Genomic DNA, 20,730 nt, shown 5'->3' on the forward strand with positions numbered 1-20,730 from the left:
TTTAATCAAAATCATTACCTTCAGTCAAGCAGTCACATCCTTGGAACCTCCGCTAATACGCTAGTCATATCAGCGGCAACGCAGTGAAATATACCCGGTATTAATGAGCCTGTAAATCATTATTTTCACTTTTTTCAAGAGATTTTACTTCTGTTGGTCTATTTTCATCCAAATTATCTTCTCTTTGAAAAGGATCCTCTCTTAAAGCGATTTTTAAGACTTCATCAATCGTTTTTACCGGATGAATTTTTAGCTTGCGTAAAACATTATCTGGAATTTCATCTACGTCTTTTTTATTCTCTTCAGGAATAATAACATGCTTAATCCCACCACGATGCGCAGCTAGTAATTTTTCCTTCAACCCGCCTATCGGCAATACTTGACCTCGTAATGTAATTTCGCCTGTCATTGCTACATCAGCACGCACCGGAATTTGGGTAAGAACAGAGACTAAAGCCGTACACATACCAATACCTGCACTAGGCCCATCTTTCGGCGTAGCACCTTCTGGAACATGGATATGAAAATCCTTCTTATCATAAAACTCTTCGGGTATATGTAAAGATTTAGAGCGATTTCTAACCACTGTCATAGCCGCTTGAATAGACTCTTGCATGACCTCGCCTAATTGACCAGTATGCGTGACTTTACCCTTACCAGACATCATGGCAGCTTCAATGATTAATAACTCGCCACCAACGCTTGTCCATGCTAAACCTGTTACTTGACCAACTTGATCATATTGCTCAGCAAGACCATAGCGGTATTTTTTTACTCCAAGATACTTCTCAATATTATTACGCGTAACCAGTACTTTTTTAGTACGTTTGCTCGTTAGAATTTCTTTAACCACTTTACGACAAATACTTGCAATATCTCGTTCTAGATTTCGTACGCCTGCCTCTCGAGTATAGTGACGAATAATTTCGTGAATTGCTTTCTCACTGATATTGATTTCATCATCTTTTAACCCATTTAAGACAATTTGTTTTGGTATCAAATAGGTTAGAGCAATATTGACTTTTTCATCCTCGGTATACCCAGCCAGACGAATAACTTCCATTCTATCTAATAGTGGTGCTGGAATTTCCAGTGAATTTGCTGTAGCAATAAACATAACATCACTTAAATCATAATCTACTTCCAGATAGTGATCGCTAAACGTATGGTTTTGTTCAGGGTCTAGCACTTCAAGTAAAGCAGAAGCAGGATCGCCTCTGAAATCCATTGCCATTTTGTCTACTTCATCAAGCATAATTAAAGGATTTTTTACCCCAGCTTTACACAATTTTTGAATAATTTTGCCCGGCATAGAGCCAATATAGGTACGGCGATGGCCACGTATTTCAGCTTCGTCACGTACGCCTCCTAAGGCAATGCGAATAAAGGTCCGGCCTGTGGCATTAGCAATAGATTGACCTAGTGAGGTTTTACCTACCCCAGGAGGGCCCACTAAACATAATATAGGGCCTTTAATACGCTTAACACGCTGCTGAACAGCTAAATATTCAGTAATACGCTCTTTAACCTTTTCAAGGCCATAGTGCTCTTTATCAAGCAATTTATCTGCTTTCTCTAAATCAAATTGAATTTTATTCTTTTTCCGCCAGGGAACAGCTAGCATCCAATCTAAATAATTACGAATAACCGTTGCTTCCGCTGACATAGGCGACATCATTTTAAGTTTTTGCAACTCTGATAAAGCTTTTTCTTTGGCTTCCTTAGGCATACCAGCTTTATTAATGGCACTTTCCATCTGCTCAACTTCATTGCCTTCTTCACCGCCAAGCTCGCCTAATTCCTTTTGAATAGCTTTCATTTGCTCATTGAGATAATACTCGCGCTGGCTTTTTTCCATTTGGCGCTTAACTCGGCCACGTACACGCTTTTCAACATGCAATAAATCAATTTCACCTTCTAAGGCAGCCATTAAACGCTCAAGCCTTGAGCCAACGTCTTCTATTTCTAAAACTTCTTGTTTGTCTTCAACTTTAAGACTTAAGTGTGCCGCAATGTTATCTGCTAAACGTCCAGGCTCTTCAATGCTTGTTAATGAACTTAATACTTCGGGCGGTATTTTTTTGTTTAATTTGATATACTGCTCGAATTGCGACATTAAAGAGCGCATTAATATTTCAATTTCTTGTCGGGTCAGGGCAGTATCAACGTCTTCAATTGGTTCAAGCATAGCTTCAAGATAACCTTTATCTTGTATATATTGGGTTACGCGCGCTCGCCTTTCACCTTCAACTAATACTTTAACAGTTCCATCAGGTAGCTTTAGTAACTGTAATACACTTGAAACGGTTCCAACTTCATACACATCATCAGCAGACGGGTCGTCATTAGATGATTTACGTTGAGCCACTAAGAAAATTTGTTTATTTTCCACCATGGAAGCTTCTAAAGCCTTAATAGACTTTTCGCGGCCAACGAAAAGAGGGATAACCATATGCGGATAAACAACAACATCTCTTAAAGGTAAAACGGGTAAAGGTGATTCAATGCCACCTTCATTTGTCATTAATTCATTTTTGCTAGACATAATGAGTCCTTAATCACATACGATGATCCCATAAGGCATTCTTAATTTGGGATAATCTATTTATACATACCCCCAAAACCATGATATTGAAATACCAATTGCTTATCTAGAATACCAACATTTATTTATATTACAGCTTAATTGGATTAATGGGGAAAGCCTGTATGGTAAATAGTTTGGAGTAACACACCTGTCACTCCAAACTATACAAGGCTACTCACCACCAGCAGCAGATTGCTTTGCTTCATCACCATCAAAAATTAATAAAGGCTTTCCAGAATTGGTAATTACATTTTCATCTATAACTACTTTTCTAATACCTTCTAAAGAGGGTAGATCATACATGGTGTCTAAAAGAATATTTTCAAGTATGGCACGCAATCCTCGCGCACCTATTTTTCGTGCTAGAGCTTTTTGCGCAATTTGACGTAAAGCTTCTTCACGGAACTCTAACTCAACATTTTCCATCTTAAAGAGTGCATGGAATTGTTTAGTTAATGCATTCTTTGGTCTGGTCAGAATATCAATTAAAGCTGCTTCATCAAGCTCTTTTAAAGTAGTAATAACCGGTAATCGGCCAACAAACTCTGGAATTAGGCCATATTTAACTAAATCATCTGACTCTAACATCTCTAACACTTTTTCATTTTCTTTCGTGTCTTTTTGATTTTTAAGTTGAGCAGCAAAGCCAATACCTGACTTATCACTACGCTCGCGAATAACTTTCTCAAGCCCTGCGAAAGCACCACCACAGATAAATAGAATATTAGATGTATCTACTTGTAAAAATTCTTGCTGCGGATGTTTTCTACCGCCTTGTGGTGGAACGGATGCAATAGTACCTTCTATTAATTTTAATAAGGCTTGCTGTACTCCCTCACCTGAAACATCTCTGGTAATTGATGGATTATCTGATTTACGTGAAATCTTATCTATTTCATCAATATAAACAATACCTTGTTGAGCTCTATCTACATCATAATCACATTTTTGCAATAATTTTTGAATAATATTTTCTACGTCTTCCCCTACGTAACCTGCTTCCGTTAAAGTCGTTGCATCAGCCATCGTAAAGGGTACATTAAGTAAGCGTGCCAAGGTTTGTGCTAATAAAGTTTTACCACTACCGGTTGGACCTATCAATAATATATTACTCTTTCCTAACTCAATACCATCTTCTGTTTTATGCTGTAAGCGCTTGTAGTGGTTATATACTGCAACAGATAATACTTTTTTAGCGTGCGGTTGGCCAATCACATACTCATCAAGAAAACTTGCTATTTCTCGAGGTGTAGGTAAACGAGTTTGAGTATTTTCAGTTGTTTCTTGATTTTCTTCGCGAATGATATCATTACAAAGTTCAACACATTCGTCACAAACAAATACTGAAGGACCAGCTATAAGTTTTTTTACTTCATGCTGGCTCTTACCACAGAACGAACAATACAAAACTTTGTCACCATCGCCTCTGCCTGTTTTACTCATCTATTAACCCCTTTCTTACTGCCAACATAAGCAATGTAAAAAATAAATTTTATCTCTCATTATTTAAGTATATCTTTCTGTAAGCAGACTGTTTATCTTCGTTTTATAGCCTACTTTTGTACATCCATTAGTATAGTAAACTGACTGTAATAATTTAATAAATAGTGTTTTTTTGTATTTCTTTTCATTTATTATTTTGATTTTATTTAATGTTAACGTTGAAATATAGTTATAGATTTAGCATAACACTAATTTGATTAATCAGTAAGTTAAAAGAGCAAGCATTCAAATAATGGCATCAACTTAAGAGAATATTATATAGCTTAGGCTTTTAGCCCAACAATAGCCATGTAAATGTTAGGCAAAAGGCCCAACCTCTACTTTTAGGCTTAAGTTGACATCACTACTGAACGATTACAATTACGCCAGAAACTATTATAAACTGCTTTTAAACCTAAGTCTTACGTTTTAAAATTAGTAAATGCTAAGGTTTAGTAAAGTCTAATTTATTTCTGGCACTTATGCATTATAGCAAGAATTGACCACTTAGGCTAAACTTTCTCGATCATGCAGAACTTTATCTATTAGACCATATTCTTGCGCTTGCGAAGCATTCATAAAATTATCACGTTCCGTATCGCGCATAATTTGATCTGGTGTCTTCTTACAGTGTTTAGCCATAATACTGTTTAAGCGTTCTCGTATTGCTAATGTTTCCCGAGCATGAATTTCAATATCAGTAGCTTGACCACGATATCCACCTAACGGTTGGTGAATCATAACCCGTGAATTTGGTAGACAAAAACGCTTGCCATCAGCACCAGCACACAGTAATAAAGCAGCAGCACTTGCTGCTTGACCAATACATAAAGTACTTACATCCGGTTTTATAAATTGCATTGTATCGTAAATAGCAAGCCCGGCTGTGACCACTCCACCTGGTGAATTAATATATAAAAATATATCTTTTTCAGGATTTTCTGATTCTAAAAACAGTAACTGAGCAACAACTAAATTTGCCATATGATCTTCTACTTCACCCAGTAAGAAGATAATTCGCTCTTTTAGCAGGCGAGAATAAATATCATAAGACCGCTCGCCCCGAGAAGTTTGTTCAATAACCATAGGCACAAGGCCACTGGCATTTTTAATTGGTGTATTGAAATTATCCATTTTTATTCACCTTCTTGTTCTTCTTTAACAGCTTCTGGTTGATTTTCTTCATCCTGATTAGCTTTAGGGTTCATGATTTCATCATAGCTTTGCTCTTTGTTAACAATGGTTGCATGCTCGCTAATTTTTTCGGCAACCATTTCTTCCGTAACTAAGGCTTCAATTTCAGCTAAATTTTCCTTCTTACTATAGTACCAGTTACGCAATTCTTCAGGCTTTTCATAAGCTTTGGCTAATTTCTCAATCATTGCATCAACTCGTTCTTTAGTAGCTGCTAATTGATGTTTTTTGATATATTCTGATAACAATAAACCTAAGTGAACGCGACGAGTAGCTTGTTTGTCGAAAAGATTTCTTGGGAAATCTGGAATTTTTTCATCATCTGAATGTTCATTGCCAAAGACACGATGATACATATCATGTTTTAAATGCTCTATTTCTTGATCAATTAAAGAATTTGGTAGATCAAATGAATTAATTTCTAAGAGCTTATCAAAAATACGTTCACGATTCATAGCACTGACACGACGCTCAAGCTCACGAGACATATTTTCTTTAATATCTTTCTTTAACGCTTCTAAGCCACCTTCTTTAATATTAAACTTTTCAGCAAATTCATCATTTAATTCAGGTAATTTGCCTTCCATAACACTTCTAATAGTGATTTTAAATACTGTTTCTTTGCCAGCTAAGTCCTTGTGACCATAGCTTTCTGGGAAGGTAATTTTGATTTCAAAAGGTTTATTAGGTTTGTGTCCAACAATTTTTTCTTCAAAACCAGGAATCATTGAATTAGAGCCTAGAACTAACTCGTAATACTCTGCCTTACCACCTTCAAATGGTTTATCATCCAGGAAACCTTCAAAGTCAATAATAACTTTATCACCTTGCGTGGCTTCCCTTGATACTTCTTGCCACTCTTTGTTTTGTTCGCGAAGTTTTTCAAGCATTGCATCTATATCTGCTTCCTTAACTTCAGCTTGAACTAATTCAATTTTAGGTTGATCTAATTCTTTAATTTCAATAACAGGAAATACTTCAAACGTAGCACTGTAACGGAAATCTTTCCCTGACTCTAGCTGTTCAGGCTCAACAGCAGGTGCGGCAGCTGGCGTTAATTCTTTCTCTTTAAGCGCTTCATATAGTGTTGATTGAACCATGTCGCGCGCAACTTCTTCACGCACGCTATCTGAATAGCGACTTTGCACAACATTCATGGGGACTTTACCAGGCCGAAAACCAGCTATTTTAACTTTGCGGGCTAATGAGCGAAGGCGAAGGTTAACTTCTTCTTCAACTTTCTCGGTAGGTACCGAAACTGTTACCTTACGTTCCAAACCTTTCAAGGTCTCAACAGAAACTTGCATCTAGTCACCTCTTGGAAATTGTGTCATGTCATGAATGGTGCGAAAGGAGAGACTCGAACTCTCACGGGTTACCCCACTGGAACCTAAATCCAGCGCGTCTACCAGTTCCGCCACTTTCGCAAGCAGGGTGGAATTATCAAACAGTATAGTGGCTTTGTAAAGTCTTATGCAGAATGCAAAGCACAGAAAATTGATAATTTGCAACATGGGGTGAACGATGGGACTCGAACCCACGACAACCGGGATCACAACCCGGGGCTCTACCAACTGAGCTACGCTCACCATAATTATAACTTAAAAATTCAAAATAATTATATTTAGAATACTGCACAAAGGCTGGCACGCCCGGCAGGACTCGAACCTGCTACCCTCGGCTTAGAAGGCCGATGCTCTATCCAAATGAGCTACGGGCGCAAATATCAGACTTCTTGCATAACCACATATTGTGCTTGATTACCATGTTATAAGTGTTTATGTGGATGCTCATTTACTCTTAACTCAGCTCATCGCAACACTTACGCCTTGCATTAAAGCAAAATCTGCTAGTTATGCAAGAAGTCTATTGGTCGGGGTAGAGGGATTCGAACCCCCGACATCCTGGTCCCAAACCAGGCGCGCTACCAGACTGCGCTATACCCCGAAGACCCGTCCTAGGACAGAGCGCAAATAATACTCGGTGCGCTCCTAGAGGTCAATAACTTATGCAAATTAATTTTTCTAAATAATTTATTATAAAGGTATTTTATACATTTATATTAATAATGGCTCTTTTTGCTTTGACTTACTACAGCCTTATTTTGTATTAAGGTTAGTTAGTAGGTTTGTTTACGTCTATGTGCAACAACTCCTAATTAGAAATAAATTAACTATTCTTAGAGAAACCTCGCCTCATACTTGCTGCGACTTATTTGCAACATCCAATTGATAGCGAAAACAAAATAATTATCTTCTTTATCCCTATGTCCTGCAGGCTTTTAATGACAATAGATGAGCGACCAAAAGCCCCTACGTACCGCGACTGGTTCACGGTATCCAGACGATAGTAAAATTGGAAAGATAGTGCAGATAAATTATTACAGCTCTATCTTTCCCTTATGACCTTTACACCGCCTACGTACCGCGACTCGTTCGCGGTATCCAGACGATAGTAAAATTGGAAAGATAGTGCAGATAAATTATTACAACGCTATCTTTCCCTTATGACCTTTACACCGCCTACGTACCGCGACTCGTTCGCGGTATCCAGATATCATATTTAATTAGCGGCAAATATCCTCATAGAGATCACACCATTTAGGATTTAACGCTTCAATCAAATTCAATTTCCATTTCCGGGGCCAGTTTTTTAAACACTTCTCACGACGGCCAGCTTCTAGATAAGTTGTATGTTCTTCATAGTAAACTAATAGAAAAACATTGTATTGGGCAGTAAAGCTTAAGATCACTTTGTTTTTATGTTCCCAAACTCTTTTAATTAAATCAGACGTTGAGCCAATATACAGAGTGCCATTGCGTTTACTTGCCATAATATAGACATAAAATGAGGGCATTTTCTTCCTTGTTATCGAGTGTTGGACTCAAATTAATATTATCATTTACTTAAGCTTGATTACATAAGAAGTAATATATAAGCATATAATTGCTTTAGAACTGCAATAATTTATCTGCACTATCTTTCCAATTTCACTATCGTCTGGATACCGCGAACCAGTCGCGGTACGTAGGCGTTAAGGTACCTAAGCGTCAAAATTATAAGGGAAGATAGCGTTGCAATAATTTCCTGCACTATCTTTCCAATTTCACTATCGTCTGGATACCGCGAACCAGTCGCGGTACGTAGGCGTTAAGGTACCTAAGCGTCAAAATTATAAGGGAAGATAGCGTTGCAATAATTTCCTGCACTATCTTTCCAATTTCACTACCGTCTGGATACCGCGAACCAGTCGCGGTACGTAGGCGTTAAGGTACCTAAGCGTCAAAGTTATAAGGGAAGATAGCGTTGCAATAATTTATCTGTACTATCTTTCCAATTTCATTACCGTCTGGATACCGCGAACCAGTCGCGGTACGTAGGCGTTAAGGTACCTAAGCGCCAAAGTTATAAGGGAAGATAGCGTTGCAATAATTTATCTGTACTATCTTTCCAATTTCACTATCGTCTGGATACCGCGAACGAGTTGCGGTACGTAGATAAAGAGAGGTAATCGATGTGATGGAGTTGCAGTAATATAATCGCAGAAAGAATAATCTAAACATAAAACATTGTTGTTATTCGCTTATTTTGCTTATACATACCTTAACGCCTACGTACCGCGACTTGTTCGCGGTATCCAGAAAATGGTGAAAATTAACGCAAATTTGTTAAAAGCTTTGACCAATAATTACAGGAGAAACTTTGCTTTAAGTAATACAAGGCTTGCCTGTTAATGATAAAGCGCAATTATTATAGAATTTCATTTGCTTTATCAAATTGCAGAGCCTGGTTTAACAAACTTAATTATCACCTCTGCTTGACCAAAACACCCATTGGTGCTCAAATTAAAGCACATAATAAATAATAATAAATTCAATGAAATTCCAGCTCTTACCCTTATTTGATAACTTAAATCATCTGCATAAAAATCAGCAAAATGCTATTTTGCCTGATAAAAAATTTCAAGATGACTTTCTACGTACGCTAGATTTCCTTAAAAGCTACTCTGGTAGTCTTGGTACCTTTAATAGTTATCGGCGTGAAGTAGAGCGACTCTTACAATGGTGTTGGCTTATTAAAAAAACGACTTTAAGTGAGCTAAGACGTGATGATATAGAACAATTTATTCGCTTTTGCCAAAATCCACCCGAACAGTGGATTAGCTTAAAAAAAGTACCTCGTTATATTGAAAAAGAGGGCTTGCGAATTCCTAATGAAAAGTGGCGGCCCTTTGTCGTAACTATCAGTAAATCCTCACGTAAACAAGGTAATGAACCCACGCTAGATCAGTTTAATTTATCCCAAGGAGCGACTCAGGAAATTTTTGCTATATTAAGTACTTACTTTAATTTTCTAATTGCGGAAGAATATCTCTTAACCAATCCGGTGGCTTTAATTCGGCAAAAAAGTAAATTTATTCGTAAACGCCAACAAAGCCCACCAGTTCGCCGCTTAAGTATGCTGCAATGGGAAGCTGTTTTAAAAGCATCGGAAACCTTAGCTGAACATGATCCAGCCTTACATGAGCGTACCCGTTTTATCTTGAGTATGCTTTTTGGTATGTATCTGCGAATTTCTGAGTTAGTGGCGCATGAACGCTGGACACCAACCATGAATAATTTTGCTAAAGATAGTAGTGGAGCTTGGTGGTTTACAACTGTAGGTAAAGGGAACAAAGAGCGGCAAGTTGCGGTAAGTGATGATATGCTTGCCAACCTTACCCGCTGGCGTTTATTTTTAGGCCTAACACCGCTGCCCTCACCAGGTGATACTTCGCTCCTTTTGCCTAAATTGCGTGGCTCAGGCCCTATGAGTGATACCGCGCCCATTAGGCGACTTATTCAACGCTGTTTTGATTTAGCTGCAGATACGCTAAGGCAGAAAGGTCATATTGAAGAAGCGGATAATCTTAACGCAGCCACCGTACACTGGTTAAGGCATACCGGAATCTCTGAAGATGTTAAATTCAGACCCCGTGAGCATGTTCGCGATGATGCTGGCCACAGTACCAGTGCAACCACCGATCGCTACATCGATGTAGAAATGCGAGCACGTCATCAATCAGCACGTAATAAGAAAATTCTAACCGAGACTGAATCGTAGGTTGGGCTAAACAAAGTGCAGCCCAACAAATTAGGATGCAAGGTACTTTACCACTGAAATTGTTAGGCTGCGCTAGCTTAGCCTAACCTACCCCTTTATTTTGATCACCCCTCATCCGGCGCTTTGCGCCACCTTCTCCCCTTATAGGGAGAAGGGAAATCTTTTAACCTACACACTGGCGTAGGTATAAACATCAACTAATTCAATTTGCTCAGCAGCCAACGTTTCGCCCAAAAAGATTTCACCTACCCGTTGAAAGCGGCTAACTGAGTCTGTGACTAGATATTGAATGGTAGGCGTTTTGTCGTCAGGTATTCTAAATAATTGTTCTTGAGCTAGTGCTTCATAGACCGCAGACGCGGTTGCATCTGCAGAATCAACAATACTCACCGTCTCCGGTAACATAGTGGTTAATAATGGTTTAAATACCGGAAAATGGGTACAACCTAAGAGCAAGGTATCTTCATTTTGGAATTCAGAAAGATAATGATGTAATGCTTCGCGGGCAACCCCATTAGCAATCATACCCTCTTCAGCCAACGCAACTAACACACTACAAGCACGCACACTAATTGCGGCATTAGGCAATTGTTCACTAATTAAGCGTTGATAAGCATTGGAAGCAATAGTCGTTTCGGTGGCAAATACCGCTACTGCTTGATTTTTGGTAGCTGTGACCACGGCACTTGCACCTGGCTTTACTACTCCAATCACTGGTGTTTCTGGTAATAAGGCTTGTAAATGAGTTAAAGCCGCAGTCGTGGCTGTATTACAAGCAATGACTAAGGCTTTAATTTCTCGCTCAATTAAAATACGAGCCATTTGCAGGGCATATTGTTGTACGGTATCGGGGCTTTTGGTTCCATAAGGAAGGCGGGCTGTATCACCTAGATAAATAAAAGATTCGTTGGGCAGTTTACGCTTTAAAGACTTAAGTACCGTTAAACCACCCATGCCTGAATCAAAAACTCCTATTGGTTTGTTATTGTTGTTCATGTTGTCCTTAATTAATTAGGTAAGGCTATTTTAATTTCATCTGTTGCTCGCTTTGATCAATAGTTTTATTGGCAGTTTCAACTTCTTTGACTACATCCTCAGTATATTCAGATTTTACTATTTTTCTAAACAAGCGGGTAACAGCTGAGCTATTACTTTTATCTTCAAATCCTGCAGCTACTTCCTTCACATGTTGTCCAAATTTTTCCTTATTATGTTTAGGCTTTTCAAACTTATCCTTATCAAAATTAACATGTTGGTTTACAAATTGATTACAAGTTGCTTGATGTTTATTAAATACTTTCTTATAAACTGAATCACCAGAAATACCCAATAGTGGTTTTCCACCTCTAAATTGTGTCTTTGGATCAAAAGATGAACAATCAACAGCTATCGCTTTATGATCAAATTTCATGTGTGGATTTTTTTCACCTAAAATCATTAGTGCTGTCCAAAGATAAGGTGTCATTGCAGCACCAAGTTTACCAGTACCACCGAGTTTTATAGCTCCCTCTTCAGGTGGACCATTAAAATCTCTAAGGTATTCAGATGCGACTATGAAACTATAAGCGATACGTTTTTTTTGTATTTCCGGAGTTTCTGCTGGATCCAACGGTGGAATTTCACCACCTGGAAAATCCTCACATAAAAAATCTGCACTAGGGTTAGTAGAAACTTTACCATTGTTTGTTGATGTTACTAAATCCTGCTTACCAGGTACTTTAACAAAAGAGCTTGTACTTCCATCCTCAGCTATTACTTCATATTTACGAAAATGGTCCTTAGGAATATCTAATATTGGATCATAGCTTTTACTTCCAGGCCCCGTTAATTGGGATCTGCCGGTATTGCCTGTAGTAGGTGCAGCAGCACCACGTGACTGTAATTGATTCTTCAATTCAGACATAGGGTAATTTTGTACAGAATAATTATAACCCTGACCATTTAATTTTACGCTACTCTTAGCTTCTTTTGCTTCTTGTATAACTTTTAAAGCACCTTTTTTCATATAAATGTTATCGCCATCGGGATCACCATAAATTACTTTTTGCACTTTTTTATATTTTTCAAGTAACCTATCAGTTTCTGCTTTTAAATCTTCTAATTCTTTTCGGCGTTCATTAATTTCTTTTATACGAGCCTTTTGGGCATCTGTTGGAGCCGGGTATTGTTTATTTATATCTGCTTGACTAGGCAATTGGGCTAGTTCTTTTGCAATAATTTTTTTCTGATATTCTAATTGGGTTACTAAGATGTCACATCCATTCGCTATTAATTGCATTTTTTTTGAGATATTATGAGCGTCTTGCGCTGCTGCTGCTTGAAAAATAGGGTTTAACCAATGCATGCCTGGAAAGCCATTAACCATGCCTTCTAAATCTTTTTCTATACCACCAATCAAACCTGATGTGCCACTGCTAATTTTTTTATTTAAGGTTTTTATGTCTTTTAATTTTGGATTAACAAGAGGTAAAGGCCCAGCTTGTATCTTGTCTAAAAAATTAGCTTGAATGAACTGATTTTTTAATTCCGCATAACGTTTAGGTGTTAATTCTCGTTTAAGTTCAGTAAGTATAGTTCCGCTAATAGCATTTGTACCAGTTGTAATGGCAGTAATAAACTCCTGCTTAGTATTTACACCAGGATCTTTAAAAGCATTAACAATTTTCGATATTTGATGTGCAGACAATTCCGAATCTTTCGTTAAAGGTAATAAAAAATTAACCGTTTCACGTTCAGCTATAGCTAATTTAGTTGCAGTTGCTGGATCAAAAGCGTTTCGTACTCTAGGTAACAAATTACGGTTATATCCACTTTGAGCCTCTACCTCTTCTTGACCACCCTGAAGTGCCTGGCGAATTTTCTCATCATCAACTGCTGTATTAAGAATTGCGATAATTCTTGAAATATCACTATTATCCTCTATGTCATAACTGTCGTCCGCAAAACTCAGACCACCGCGTGACTTTTTAATTTCATTATTTAGTATATCAACTTTAGCACTATCCAATTCCTCGATAGGAGGATCAATCTCTAGTAATCGCTTAACAATCTCGGCATTATAAATACGCTTTATTGAATCGATACGCTTGAAATCCTGCAAGATTGCTTGTGCTTGATCTGCTTTACAATGAAGTCTCTCACTAATATCTTTAGCATCTCTACTATCTACTAATTGGCTTAGGAAATGAACATTTAGCATTTCTCGTTGTTGTTTTAGTGATAAGTCTTTAATAACATTTTTTAATGCAGGATATGCTGTCTCTTTAACACCAGTTAATGTTTCTATTTGGTGGGTAATTGCACCTTCAATAGCAGCTTTTTGTACTGACTCCATAGTTTTATCATTAACCCAATCCTGAGATGTAATACCAAATTTGGTATTTAAAATTCGTTTAAAATCAGCTAAGGAGGTCGCATTACTAAGTTCTACTAATTCATTTAATTTATTTGCCGGGCGCTTTCTTACTAAAATTTCCGTAAGTTTAGTACTTAAATCTTTTTTTTCTATGTCAGAGAGAGTTTCCAAAGCATATGCTGTATTTCCATAGTCTTCGTTTTCTGCAGCTAAATTAATATGTGAAATTAACGTATCATAGTCAGTTTCATTATCTTCATCACTAAAATCTAATTCATTCTCAGCTGCTTTAGTTATATGGGCAACATAAGCCTGTGCTAATAATTGTCTACTAATTCCTTTAGGATTTCCTAGATCATCTGCAGTAAAAACATCATCTAGGGCTGTTGAGTCCTCAGTTAAACTTAATAGGCCCAGCATCTCTTTTTTAATATTTTCGCTGCTATTTTCATCAGTAATTTGCTTTATTCTATTTATTCCTATTGCAGGATCAGCCAATTTTAATTGCAGAAACTTAATAAGCGCTTGTTCTTTGGCTCGCGTTCTATTCTCGGCTTTAGAAAAGTGCTGAGTTAAAATATCGCTAGCTGCATTAGTATTAATGGATGAACTTGTAAAAGGGAAAGTAACAAGGTGATTTGGCTGATTGAAATTATTATTATCAGTTAATATAGATTTTAACCTAGTAAGCTCAGTAGGACTATTTTTAGTTGCTACTATGGATAAACGTACATGTGCAGCCGCGACAACGGCTCCAAGTGTAGCCATAGTTACATTACCAAGCGCTTCACGGGCGGCAATGTTTGCTGGCCCGGTAAATCCTAAATTAGTATGATTTTCTAAAATATTTGGTAAAGCGTCCCCTTTTCTCATATCAGCTAAGGATTTTAAAGCTGCTTCATCGGTTATATTATTAATATTGCGAATTAATAACTCTGCTGCGGCTAGTTCCCGATACTCTTTAATATTTTTTGCTGAATTCAGCAAATCATCTAAGTAATCACTGTGAGATGTACCTTTTAGCAAAGGTTTAAGGTCATCTTTAGTTTTTGCATTAGCAATTTTTAGTAATAAATCATTTTGAGGTATAGAAGGTATATAATGATTTATTAAATATTGATTACCAAGGGCTGCTCTAGCTTCTTTAAATTTGTTTATAGCTATGCTTTGATACTCTAGGGGGAGATCATTAATAAAGGCATTGTCAGCCTTTTGTAAGGTAGCATAGGTAGTATTAGCATTCCTTGAAAAATTAGTTTCATAAATTTGCTTTATATTAGCATTAAAAGCTTTTAAAGCCACATCACTTTTAATCCGTGCTCCGACTCCGTTATTTACCACCATTTTATTTAAAACTGCATCCGACAAAGAGGTAGTACTAGGAACTAAAGCACGAATAGCGGCTTGAAATTGTCCATTATTAGGAGTATTTATATGAGTTAATAATGTATGTAATTTTCCAACTAGATCGGCTCTTGTGGTAGCGTCTAAACTTGGATTTGAAAGCGGTTGCAATGCTTGGTTAATTTTAAGACTAAGCAGTTGATATTGAGCTTCAAGTTGAATTTCATCTGCTGCAGTATTGTTAACATATGTTTGGTCAGCTGTATTTCTACCTACTAGACTAATTAAATACGCACCAAACACAAGACTCGCATTACCTCCCTGAGAAATTTTTTGCCTTACATTGTCTGGAGTATTTACCTCAATTATTTCCTTAAGGAGAACTTCATGGCTAGACTGATGAGCATCCATTCGTAAAGCAATTATGGCCCGCTTTTCTCCCACTAATTTAATTATTGTAGCAAGGTCAGTGTTATTAACTGTTAGAGGAGCAGTGACACCTAATATTCTCTCCCAGAATGCTTTGTGCTCATCAATAGCCTGTGCCAATTTTGTCTGATCTAGTGGATGACCTTTAGCTAGAATAGCATCTAAAGGTGCGGCTTTATCAGTTAAATCCTTCAAAAAGTCTTCATGTCGAAGTTTATTTAAAAGAGCTGCATTTATTTCAGGCATAGACCATACTCCACAAACTATATTCTATATATTTTAAACCTTATTTCTTAAGCTTTTCTTAACATAAGGCGTCTTACGTTTAATTTAAAAGTTTTGTATTAGACAAAAAACTCAAATAAATCCTTTGTCTGAAACAAAATTCTATCTCTTTCCCATTTACAATGGTTTGCCTATGGAAGCAAAGCACATCCGGACTGGACCCTGCGAACAAGTCGCAGGACGTTGGTTTTTTTGTATTGAGCAATTGGCTCAGGCATCCTGCTTTTATTAATTTTTGCTGTATTTTTGAGAATAAAGCACTTAATTATCTTTAATAATTGTTTAATTTGTTTACTATAAACTCATCAAATCATTATTAATTTGCTCTTTTAACTATAGCTTAAAATGATTAATTTGTAGGCAATTTTAAGTAAGAATTTTAATAAAATCCCACGGTCAGAGTAATTAATAAGAAAAGCCAGATAGCTGCAGTGATAATCCATTGATTGGATTTATAATAAACGGGATACTTTTTTTTGCGCCAATAAATTATTGCCAACGGAATTAAGGTTAAGCTATAGATTAAAATAAAAGTAGCTAGGCTTTCTCTGCCAATGGGAAAAGGAATGATGCTTACAATTCCAAAAACCGCCATATGAAAACCAATTTTTACGTATAATAAAGTCCATAAAATCCAGGGTTCATAGCTTGCCACAATCCATGATACCAACGTTAACGGTAAAAAGAGCGCTACCCCGCGGATAGCCATGATCTTTTTAATCATGCGGCCGAACTCAGCTGAAAAGAAGACAAAAATTGCCGCTAAAACAATAATACCGACTATGGCTAACATAAAACTATTCTTTCCCTTCTAATTCTTCCCAACGCTCGTATAAAGCTTTTAATAAGGTTTCATCTTCTTTTAATTGCTGACTGTATTCCGTTATGGCTTCGGAGTCTTTTTGATAAAAATCTGGTGAGGCCATTTGTGTTTGTAAGGTTGCAATCTTTTCTTCTAACTGTTCAATTTTCTGTGGTAATTGAGTTAACTCGCGTTGTTCATTAAAACTTAGCTTTTTTATTTTAGGCGCTGTATCTTTTAGTGGTACTTTAGGAGCTTGAGGTTGTATGCGTTGCTGTTTTTTTTGCTGAATACGGTAATCTTCATAACTGCCCACATATTCATTAAATTGGCACTCCCCTTCATAGACTAACACGCTAGTCACTACTTGATTAATAAACTCGCGATCATGGCTAATTAGGATGAGTGTGCCTGTATAGTCAATCAGCATTTGCTCTAATAATTCTAGGGTTTCAATATCTAAATCATTGGTTGGTTCATCTAAAACTAAAAGATTAACGGGCTTTGCAAAAAGTTTAGCCAAAAGCAATCGATTGCGCTCACCGCCTGAGAGAGTATGCACCGCCTGATTAAAACGTTCTGATGGAAATAAAAATTCACGCAGGTAAGTTGCCACATGCTTTTGTTTGCCATTGATGGTGACATAATCTGAGCCATCACTAACATTGGCCATCACTGTTAGATTTTCATCTAATTGTTGCCGTAATTGATCAAAATAGGCCACTTCTAAGTTTACACCACGCCGAATTTTACCAGTTTGTGGGGTTAGTTCACCCAGTAATAGACGAACAAGGGTCGTTTTACCACAGCCATTAGGACCAAGAATTCCTAATTTATCGCCTCGTGTGAGTAAAAGAGAAAAATTGCGTACCAATTCTTTATTATCAATAGCATAATTGACATTTTCTGCTTCAATAACGACATTACCTGAGCGAGATACTTCTAAGTTTAATCCTTTGACTTTACCTAGTTGCTCACGGCGAGCTTTATACTCTTCACGCATCGCTTTTAACGCGCGTACCCGACCTTCATTACGCGTACGCCTAGCTTTAATGCCGGTTCTAATCCAAGCTTCTTCCTCTTCCAAGCGTTTATCAAATAATTCATTGTGTCGTTCTTCGGTAACACGCATGGCTTCACGCCGGTTTAAATAGGTTTCATAATCACAATGGTGGGTATAGAGCTTACCTCTATCAATTTCCACAATTTGATTAGCCACTTGGTTTAAGAATTCTCTATCGTGGGTAACGACTAAAAGACTGCCAGTGTAGGTTTTTAAATAAGATTCTAACCATTCAATAGAATTAATATCTAAGTGGTTAGTAGGTTCATCTAGAAGCAACAAATCAGGAGCTGCAATTAAAGCTGCAGCAAGTAGCGCTCGGCGTTTCATACCGCCTGATAACTCACGCATGCAAGCATTAGGATTTACACCTAAACGGGTGGCCATCATATCGACCCGCGGTAAAATATCCCAGGCTTGTAAGCGGTCCATTTCTACTTGGCATGCAGCTAATTTAGCTGCCTCATTACTAGCAGATAAATATCTAAAATCATTAAGTACTTCACCAATAGCGCCTAGACTTTTCACCAGAAAATGATAAACAGTTTCGTCATCGGTATGCGGTACTTCTTGAGTTAAGCCAGCCACCCGCATGCCACTTAAACGATGAATCTGACCGGCGTCAGGCACTAAATCGCCTTGAAGTAATTTAAGTAGCGATGATTTACCAGCACCATTGCGACCAACTAAGGCAATACGCTCTTTAGGCTGAATTTGCCAATTCACTGCATCTAATAATGTATTACCAGCTACCTTTAAGGTAACTTGATTTAAAGTGATAAGACTCATAATACTAAAGCCTGTTTGTTTTTAATTTTTAAACCTATTTAATATGCTGGGTAAAATAGCATAATTAAGGCGCGTACATAACCTGCCTTGATTGATTGTTTTAATAGACTTCTTTCAAAACTGTTAGTAACGAGATAAAATCAAATGAAAAAAGCACTGAGAAAGCTTCGAAAGAAGTCTATTGTATTATTGCTTCTTAATGCTTATTTATTAATATTGGCTTCAGGAAAGTGTTGAATACAAAACTATTAATTTTTATTTTCTTGGGTCGAGGTCTAATGGCACTGCTTTAAGTCTTTTTGATTTACTCTACGTCGCTGGGCTTGTTCGAGGGATGCAGGAATCTCGGCCGAGGATTAGAGCTCTGGATCCCGTGGACAAGCCCGGGACGTAGGCTAGAGTCTTAAAGCAGCACCATTAGATCTTGGCCGACCTATATTAATTTTACTATGTCATTTTTTAATTGTCAGCTGATTATCTTGCTGAGCTATATTAAATTGCGATAATACATTCATTCCTAACAAGACCAAACTATCATCATTGCTGGGCATAATGACAGCTTTAACGTTATAGAGCTTAAAATTAGCAAAGGTGATTTTCTCAATGCGGGTTAATAAGCCAGATACATTACCATTTGCAGTCTGTAATAATATAGGGTAATGACCAGTTAGCTTTAAGCGATCGGCAATTGATTTTGGTATAGCAACTAACGTTGCGCCTGTATCAATAATAAAATCGACTTTAAAGTCATTAATAGTACCCGCTACCTGGTAATGGCCATTACTATTGCGGTTAATAGTTAACGTACCACCCCGAATTTGATAGTCACTATTTTTAGAGGAAGAAGAATAATAAAAAAAGGTAAATAATAAAAAAAATAAAAATAGCCACATTATAATAAACATAATACGCCCGCTATAGGCATACTGATTATTATCCATAGGTATTATCCTTATGTACTGGATCGTTTAATAGTATCAATTTAAGAATTCTGTCATTTCCGCACAGGCGGGAATCTACCCTACTACTGGCACTGTTTAAGGAGCCTGTCATTTCCGCGCAGGCGGAAATCCATCTCGATACTGGCACTGTACTTACATGAAAATAGATTCCCGCCTACGCGGGAATGACAATGTTGTTCACTGTACCTACATAGAAAGAAATTCTTACCTTCGTAGGAAGGACAATGTTGTTCACTGTACTTACATGAAAATAAATTCCCAGCTGTGTAGGAATAACAGCATTGATAGTGTCAACTAAAAATTCTGTTATTCCCGCGTAGGCGGAAATCTACCCTACTACTGGCACTGTTTAAGGAGCCTGTCATTTCCGCGCAGGCGGAAATCCATCTCGATACTGGCACTGTACTTACATGAAAATAGATTCCCGCCTACGCGGGAATGACAATGTTCACTGTACTACATAGAAATAAATTCCCACCTTCGCAGGAATGACAATGTTGTTCACTGTACCTACATAGAAAGAAATTCTCACCTTCGTAGGAATGACAATGTTGTTCACTGTACCTACATAAAAATAAATGCCCTAAAGCGTGGGAATGACAACGCTATTAACTGTATCTACATGAAAATAAATTTCCATCTGTGTGGGAATAACAGCGTTGTTGATTGTGTCAATTTAAAAACCTCTGTCATTTCCGCGCAGGCGGAAATCCATCTTGGTACTGGCACTGTACTTACATGAAAATAGATTCCCGCCTACGCGGGAATGACAATGTTGTTCACTGTACCTACATAGAAATAGATTCCCGCCTACGCGCAATGACAACACTATTAACTGTACCTACATCGAAATAGCTTCCCGCTTGTGCTGGAATGATAACACTATTGACTATGCCCACATAAAGATAAATTCTAGCTCTACGGGAATGATAACTGGATTAAATCCTATTTTCGGTGCTCTAAAACCATAATGCCATCGACTTCAACTTGGGAACCCTTAGGCAGAGCGGCAACACCGATGGCAGCCCGAGCAGGAAATGGTTTACTGAAATATTGCATCATGGCTTCATTAATTAATGCAAAATGGCTTAAATCAGTCAAGTAAACGGTTAGTTTGACTAAATCAGCTAAACTACCTCCAGCTGCCTGACAAACAGCAGATAAATTATCAAAGACTTGTTTAATCTGTGCTTGAATATCATCACTGCATAATTCCATGGTTTCCGGGTTAAGGGGAATCTGACCGGATAAGTAAACCACATTGCCACATTGAACTGCTTGACTATAGGTGCCAATAGCAGCAGGTGCTGATGATGCATGAATAGGTTGCATAAT

Annotated in this window: 12 protein-coding genes and 4 tRNA genes; 1 reads left to right on the forward strand and 15 read right to left on the reverse strand. The window is 37.5% G+C overall.

The genetic code is table 11. The annotated features are described in order from the left end of the window. Positions 1-100 precede the first annotated feature (100 nt). The 9 genes from lon to ACNVED_RS11505 form a co-directional block, all read right to left on the reverse strand. Entirely contained in the window at positions 101-2,524 is a 2,424-nt protein-coding gene (gene lon, locus ACNVED_RS11465; protein WP_419421181.1) for an endopeptidase La, read from the reverse strand. A gap of 234 nt (positions 2,525-2,758) precedes the next feature. Continuing rightward, the gene (gene clpX / locus ACNVED_RS11470; protein ID WP_419419152.1) at positions 2,759-4,030 is read right to left on the reverse strand and encodes an ATP-dependent Clp protease ATP-binding subunit ClpX; all 1,272 of its coding nucleotides are present in this window, start codon (positions 4,028-4,030) and stop codon (positions 2,759-2,761) included. Positions 4,031-4,576: 546 nt separating this feature from the next. Further along, entirely contained in the window at positions 4,577-5,203 is a 627-nt protein-coding gene (gene clpP / locus ACNVED_RS11475; protein ID WP_419419153.1) for an ATP-dependent Clp endopeptidase proteolytic subunit ClpP, read from the reverse strand. 2 nt (positions 5,204-5,205) lie between these two features. Further along, on the reverse strand, positions 5,206-6,570 hold the full coding sequence (gene tig / locus ACNVED_RS11480; protein ID WP_419419154.1) for a trigger factor: 1,365 nt from the start codon (positions 6,568-6,570) through the stop codon (positions 5,206-5,208). Positions 6,571-6,605: 35 nt separating this feature from the next. Next, positions 6,606-6,690, reverse strand: a tRNA-Leu gene (locus ACNVED_RS11485). A gap of 86 nt (positions 6,691-6,776) precedes the next feature. Then, a tRNA-His gene (locus tag ACNVED_RS11490) sits at positions 6,777-6,852 on the reverse strand. A gap of 55 nt (positions 6,853-6,907) precedes the next feature. Beyond that, positions 6,908-6,984 (reverse strand) — tRNA-Arg (locus tag ACNVED_RS11495). A 149-nt stretch (positions 6,985-7,133) separates the two neighbouring features. Further along, positions 7,134-7,210, reverse strand: a tRNA-Pro gene (locus ACNVED_RS11500). Between the two features lie 619 nt (positions 7,211-7,829). After that, entirely contained in the window at positions 7,830-8,120 is a 291-nt protein-coding gene (locus tag ACNVED_RS11505; RefSeq protein ID WP_419419155.1) for a GIY-YIG nuclease family protein, read from the reverse strand. A 1,019-nt stretch (positions 8,121-9,139) separates the two neighbouring features. On the opposite strand from ACNVED_RS11505, the gene ACNVED_RS11510 reads away from it, so the two are divergent. After that, positions 9,140-10,366, forward strand: a complete 1,227-nt coding sequence (locus tag ACNVED_RS11510) for a tyrosine-type recombinase/integrase (RefSeq protein ID WP_419419156.1) — start codon at positions 9,140-9,142, stop codon at positions 10,364-10,366. Between the two features lie 168 nt (positions 10,367-10,534). Here ACNVED_RS11510 and murI read toward each other — a convergent pair whose 3' ends face one another. The 6 genes from murI to ACNVED_RS11540 all read right to left on the reverse strand — a co-directional run bounded on the left by murI (position 10,535) and on the right by ACNVED_RS11540 (position 20,727). Continuing rightward, positions 10,535-11,362 (reverse strand): glutamate racemase, encoded by an 828-nt coding sequence (gene murI / locus ACNVED_RS11515; RefSeq protein ID WP_419419157.1) that lies wholly within the window; start codon positions 11,360-11,362, stop codon positions 10,535-10,537. Positions 11,363-11,387: 25 nt separating this feature from the next. Next, a complete protein-coding gene (locus ACNVED_RS11520) occupies positions 11,388-15,740 on the reverse strand; it encodes a hypothetical protein (protein WP_419419158.1) in 4,353 nt (1,450 codons plus the stop codon). A 418-nt stretch (positions 15,741-16,158) separates the two neighbouring features. After that, entirely contained in the window at positions 16,159-16,572 is a 414-nt protein-coding gene (locus ACNVED_RS11525; RefSeq protein ID WP_419419159.1) for a hypothetical protein, read from the reverse strand. A 4-nt stretch (positions 16,573-16,576) separates the two neighbouring features. After that, the gene (locus ACNVED_RS11530) at positions 16,577-18,433 is read right to left on the reverse strand and encodes an ATP-binding cassette domain-containing protein (RefSeq protein ID WP_419419160.1); all 1,857 of its coding nucleotides are present in this window, start codon (positions 18,431-18,433) and stop codon (positions 16,577-16,579) included. A gap of 452 nt (positions 18,434-18,885) precedes the next feature. Then, positions 18,886-19,374 (reverse strand): retropepsin-like aspartic protease family protein, encoded by a 489-nt coding sequence (locus ACNVED_RS11535; protein ID WP_419419161.1) that lies wholly within the window; start codon positions 19,372-19,374, stop codon positions 18,886-18,888. A 966-nt stretch (positions 19,375-20,340) separates the two neighbouring features. Further along, on the reverse strand, positions 20,341-20,727 hold the full coding sequence (locus ACNVED_RS11540) for a RidA family protein (protein ID WP_419419162.1): 387 nt from the start codon (positions 20,725-20,727) through the stop codon (positions 20,341-20,343). Positions 20,728-20,730: the final 3 nt, after the last annotated feature.

Origin of the sequence: Legionella sp. D16C41, from assembly GCF_048541585.1 — a bacterium.
GTDB lineage: Bacteria > Pseudomonadota > Gammaproteobacteria > Legionellales > Legionellaceae > Legionella_C.

Excerpts from the sequence above, each read along its gene's own strand:
- ACNVED_RS11520 (WP_419419158.1), bottom strand. The coding sequence starts at position 15,740 with ATGCCTGAAATAAATGCAGCTCTTTTAAATAAACTTCGACATGAAGAC.
- ACNVED_RS11525 (WP_419419159.1), bottom strand. The coding sequence starts at position 16,572 with ATGTTAGCCATAGTCGGTATTATTGTTTTAGCGGCAATTTTTGTCTTC.
- ACNVED_RS11540 (WP_419419162.1), bottom strand. The coding sequence starts at position 20,727 with ATGCAACCTATTCATGCATCATCAGCACCTGCTGCTATTGGCACCTAT.
- ACNVED_RS11510 (WP_419419156.1), top strand. The coding sequence starts at position 9,140 with ATGAAATTCCAGCTCTTACCCTTATTTGATAACTTAAATCATCTGCAT.
- tig (WP_419419154.1), bottom strand. The coding sequence starts at position 6,570 with ATGCAAGTTTCTGTTGAGACCTTGAAAGGTTTGGAACGTAAGGTAACA.
- murI (WP_419419157.1), bottom strand. The coding sequence starts at position 11,362 with ATGAACAACAATAACAAACCAATAGGAGTTTTTGATTCAGGCATGGGT.
- clpX (WP_419419152.1), bottom strand. The coding sequence starts at position 4,030 with ATGAGTAAAACAGGCAGAGGCGATGGTGACAAAGTTTTGTATTGTTCG.
- ACNVED_RS11530 (WP_419419160.1), bottom strand. The coding sequence starts at position 18,433 with ATGAGTCTTATCACTTTAAATCAAGTTACCTTAAAGGTAGCTGGTAAT.
- ACNVED_RS11505 (WP_419419155.1), bottom strand. The coding sequence starts at position 8,120 with ATGCCCTCATTTTATGTCTATATTATGGCAAGTAAACGCAATGGCACT.
- lon (WP_419421181.1), bottom strand. The coding sequence starts at position 2,524 with ATGACAAATGAAGGTGGCATTGAATCACCTTTACCCGTTTTACCTTTA.
- ACNVED_RS11535 (WP_419419161.1), bottom strand. The coding sequence starts at position 19,374 with ATGGATAATAATCAGTATGCCTATAGCGGGCGTATTATGTTTATTATA.
- clpP (WP_419419153.1), bottom strand. The coding sequence starts at position 5,203 with ATGGATAATTTCAATACACCAATTAAAAATGCCAGTGGCCTTGTGCCT.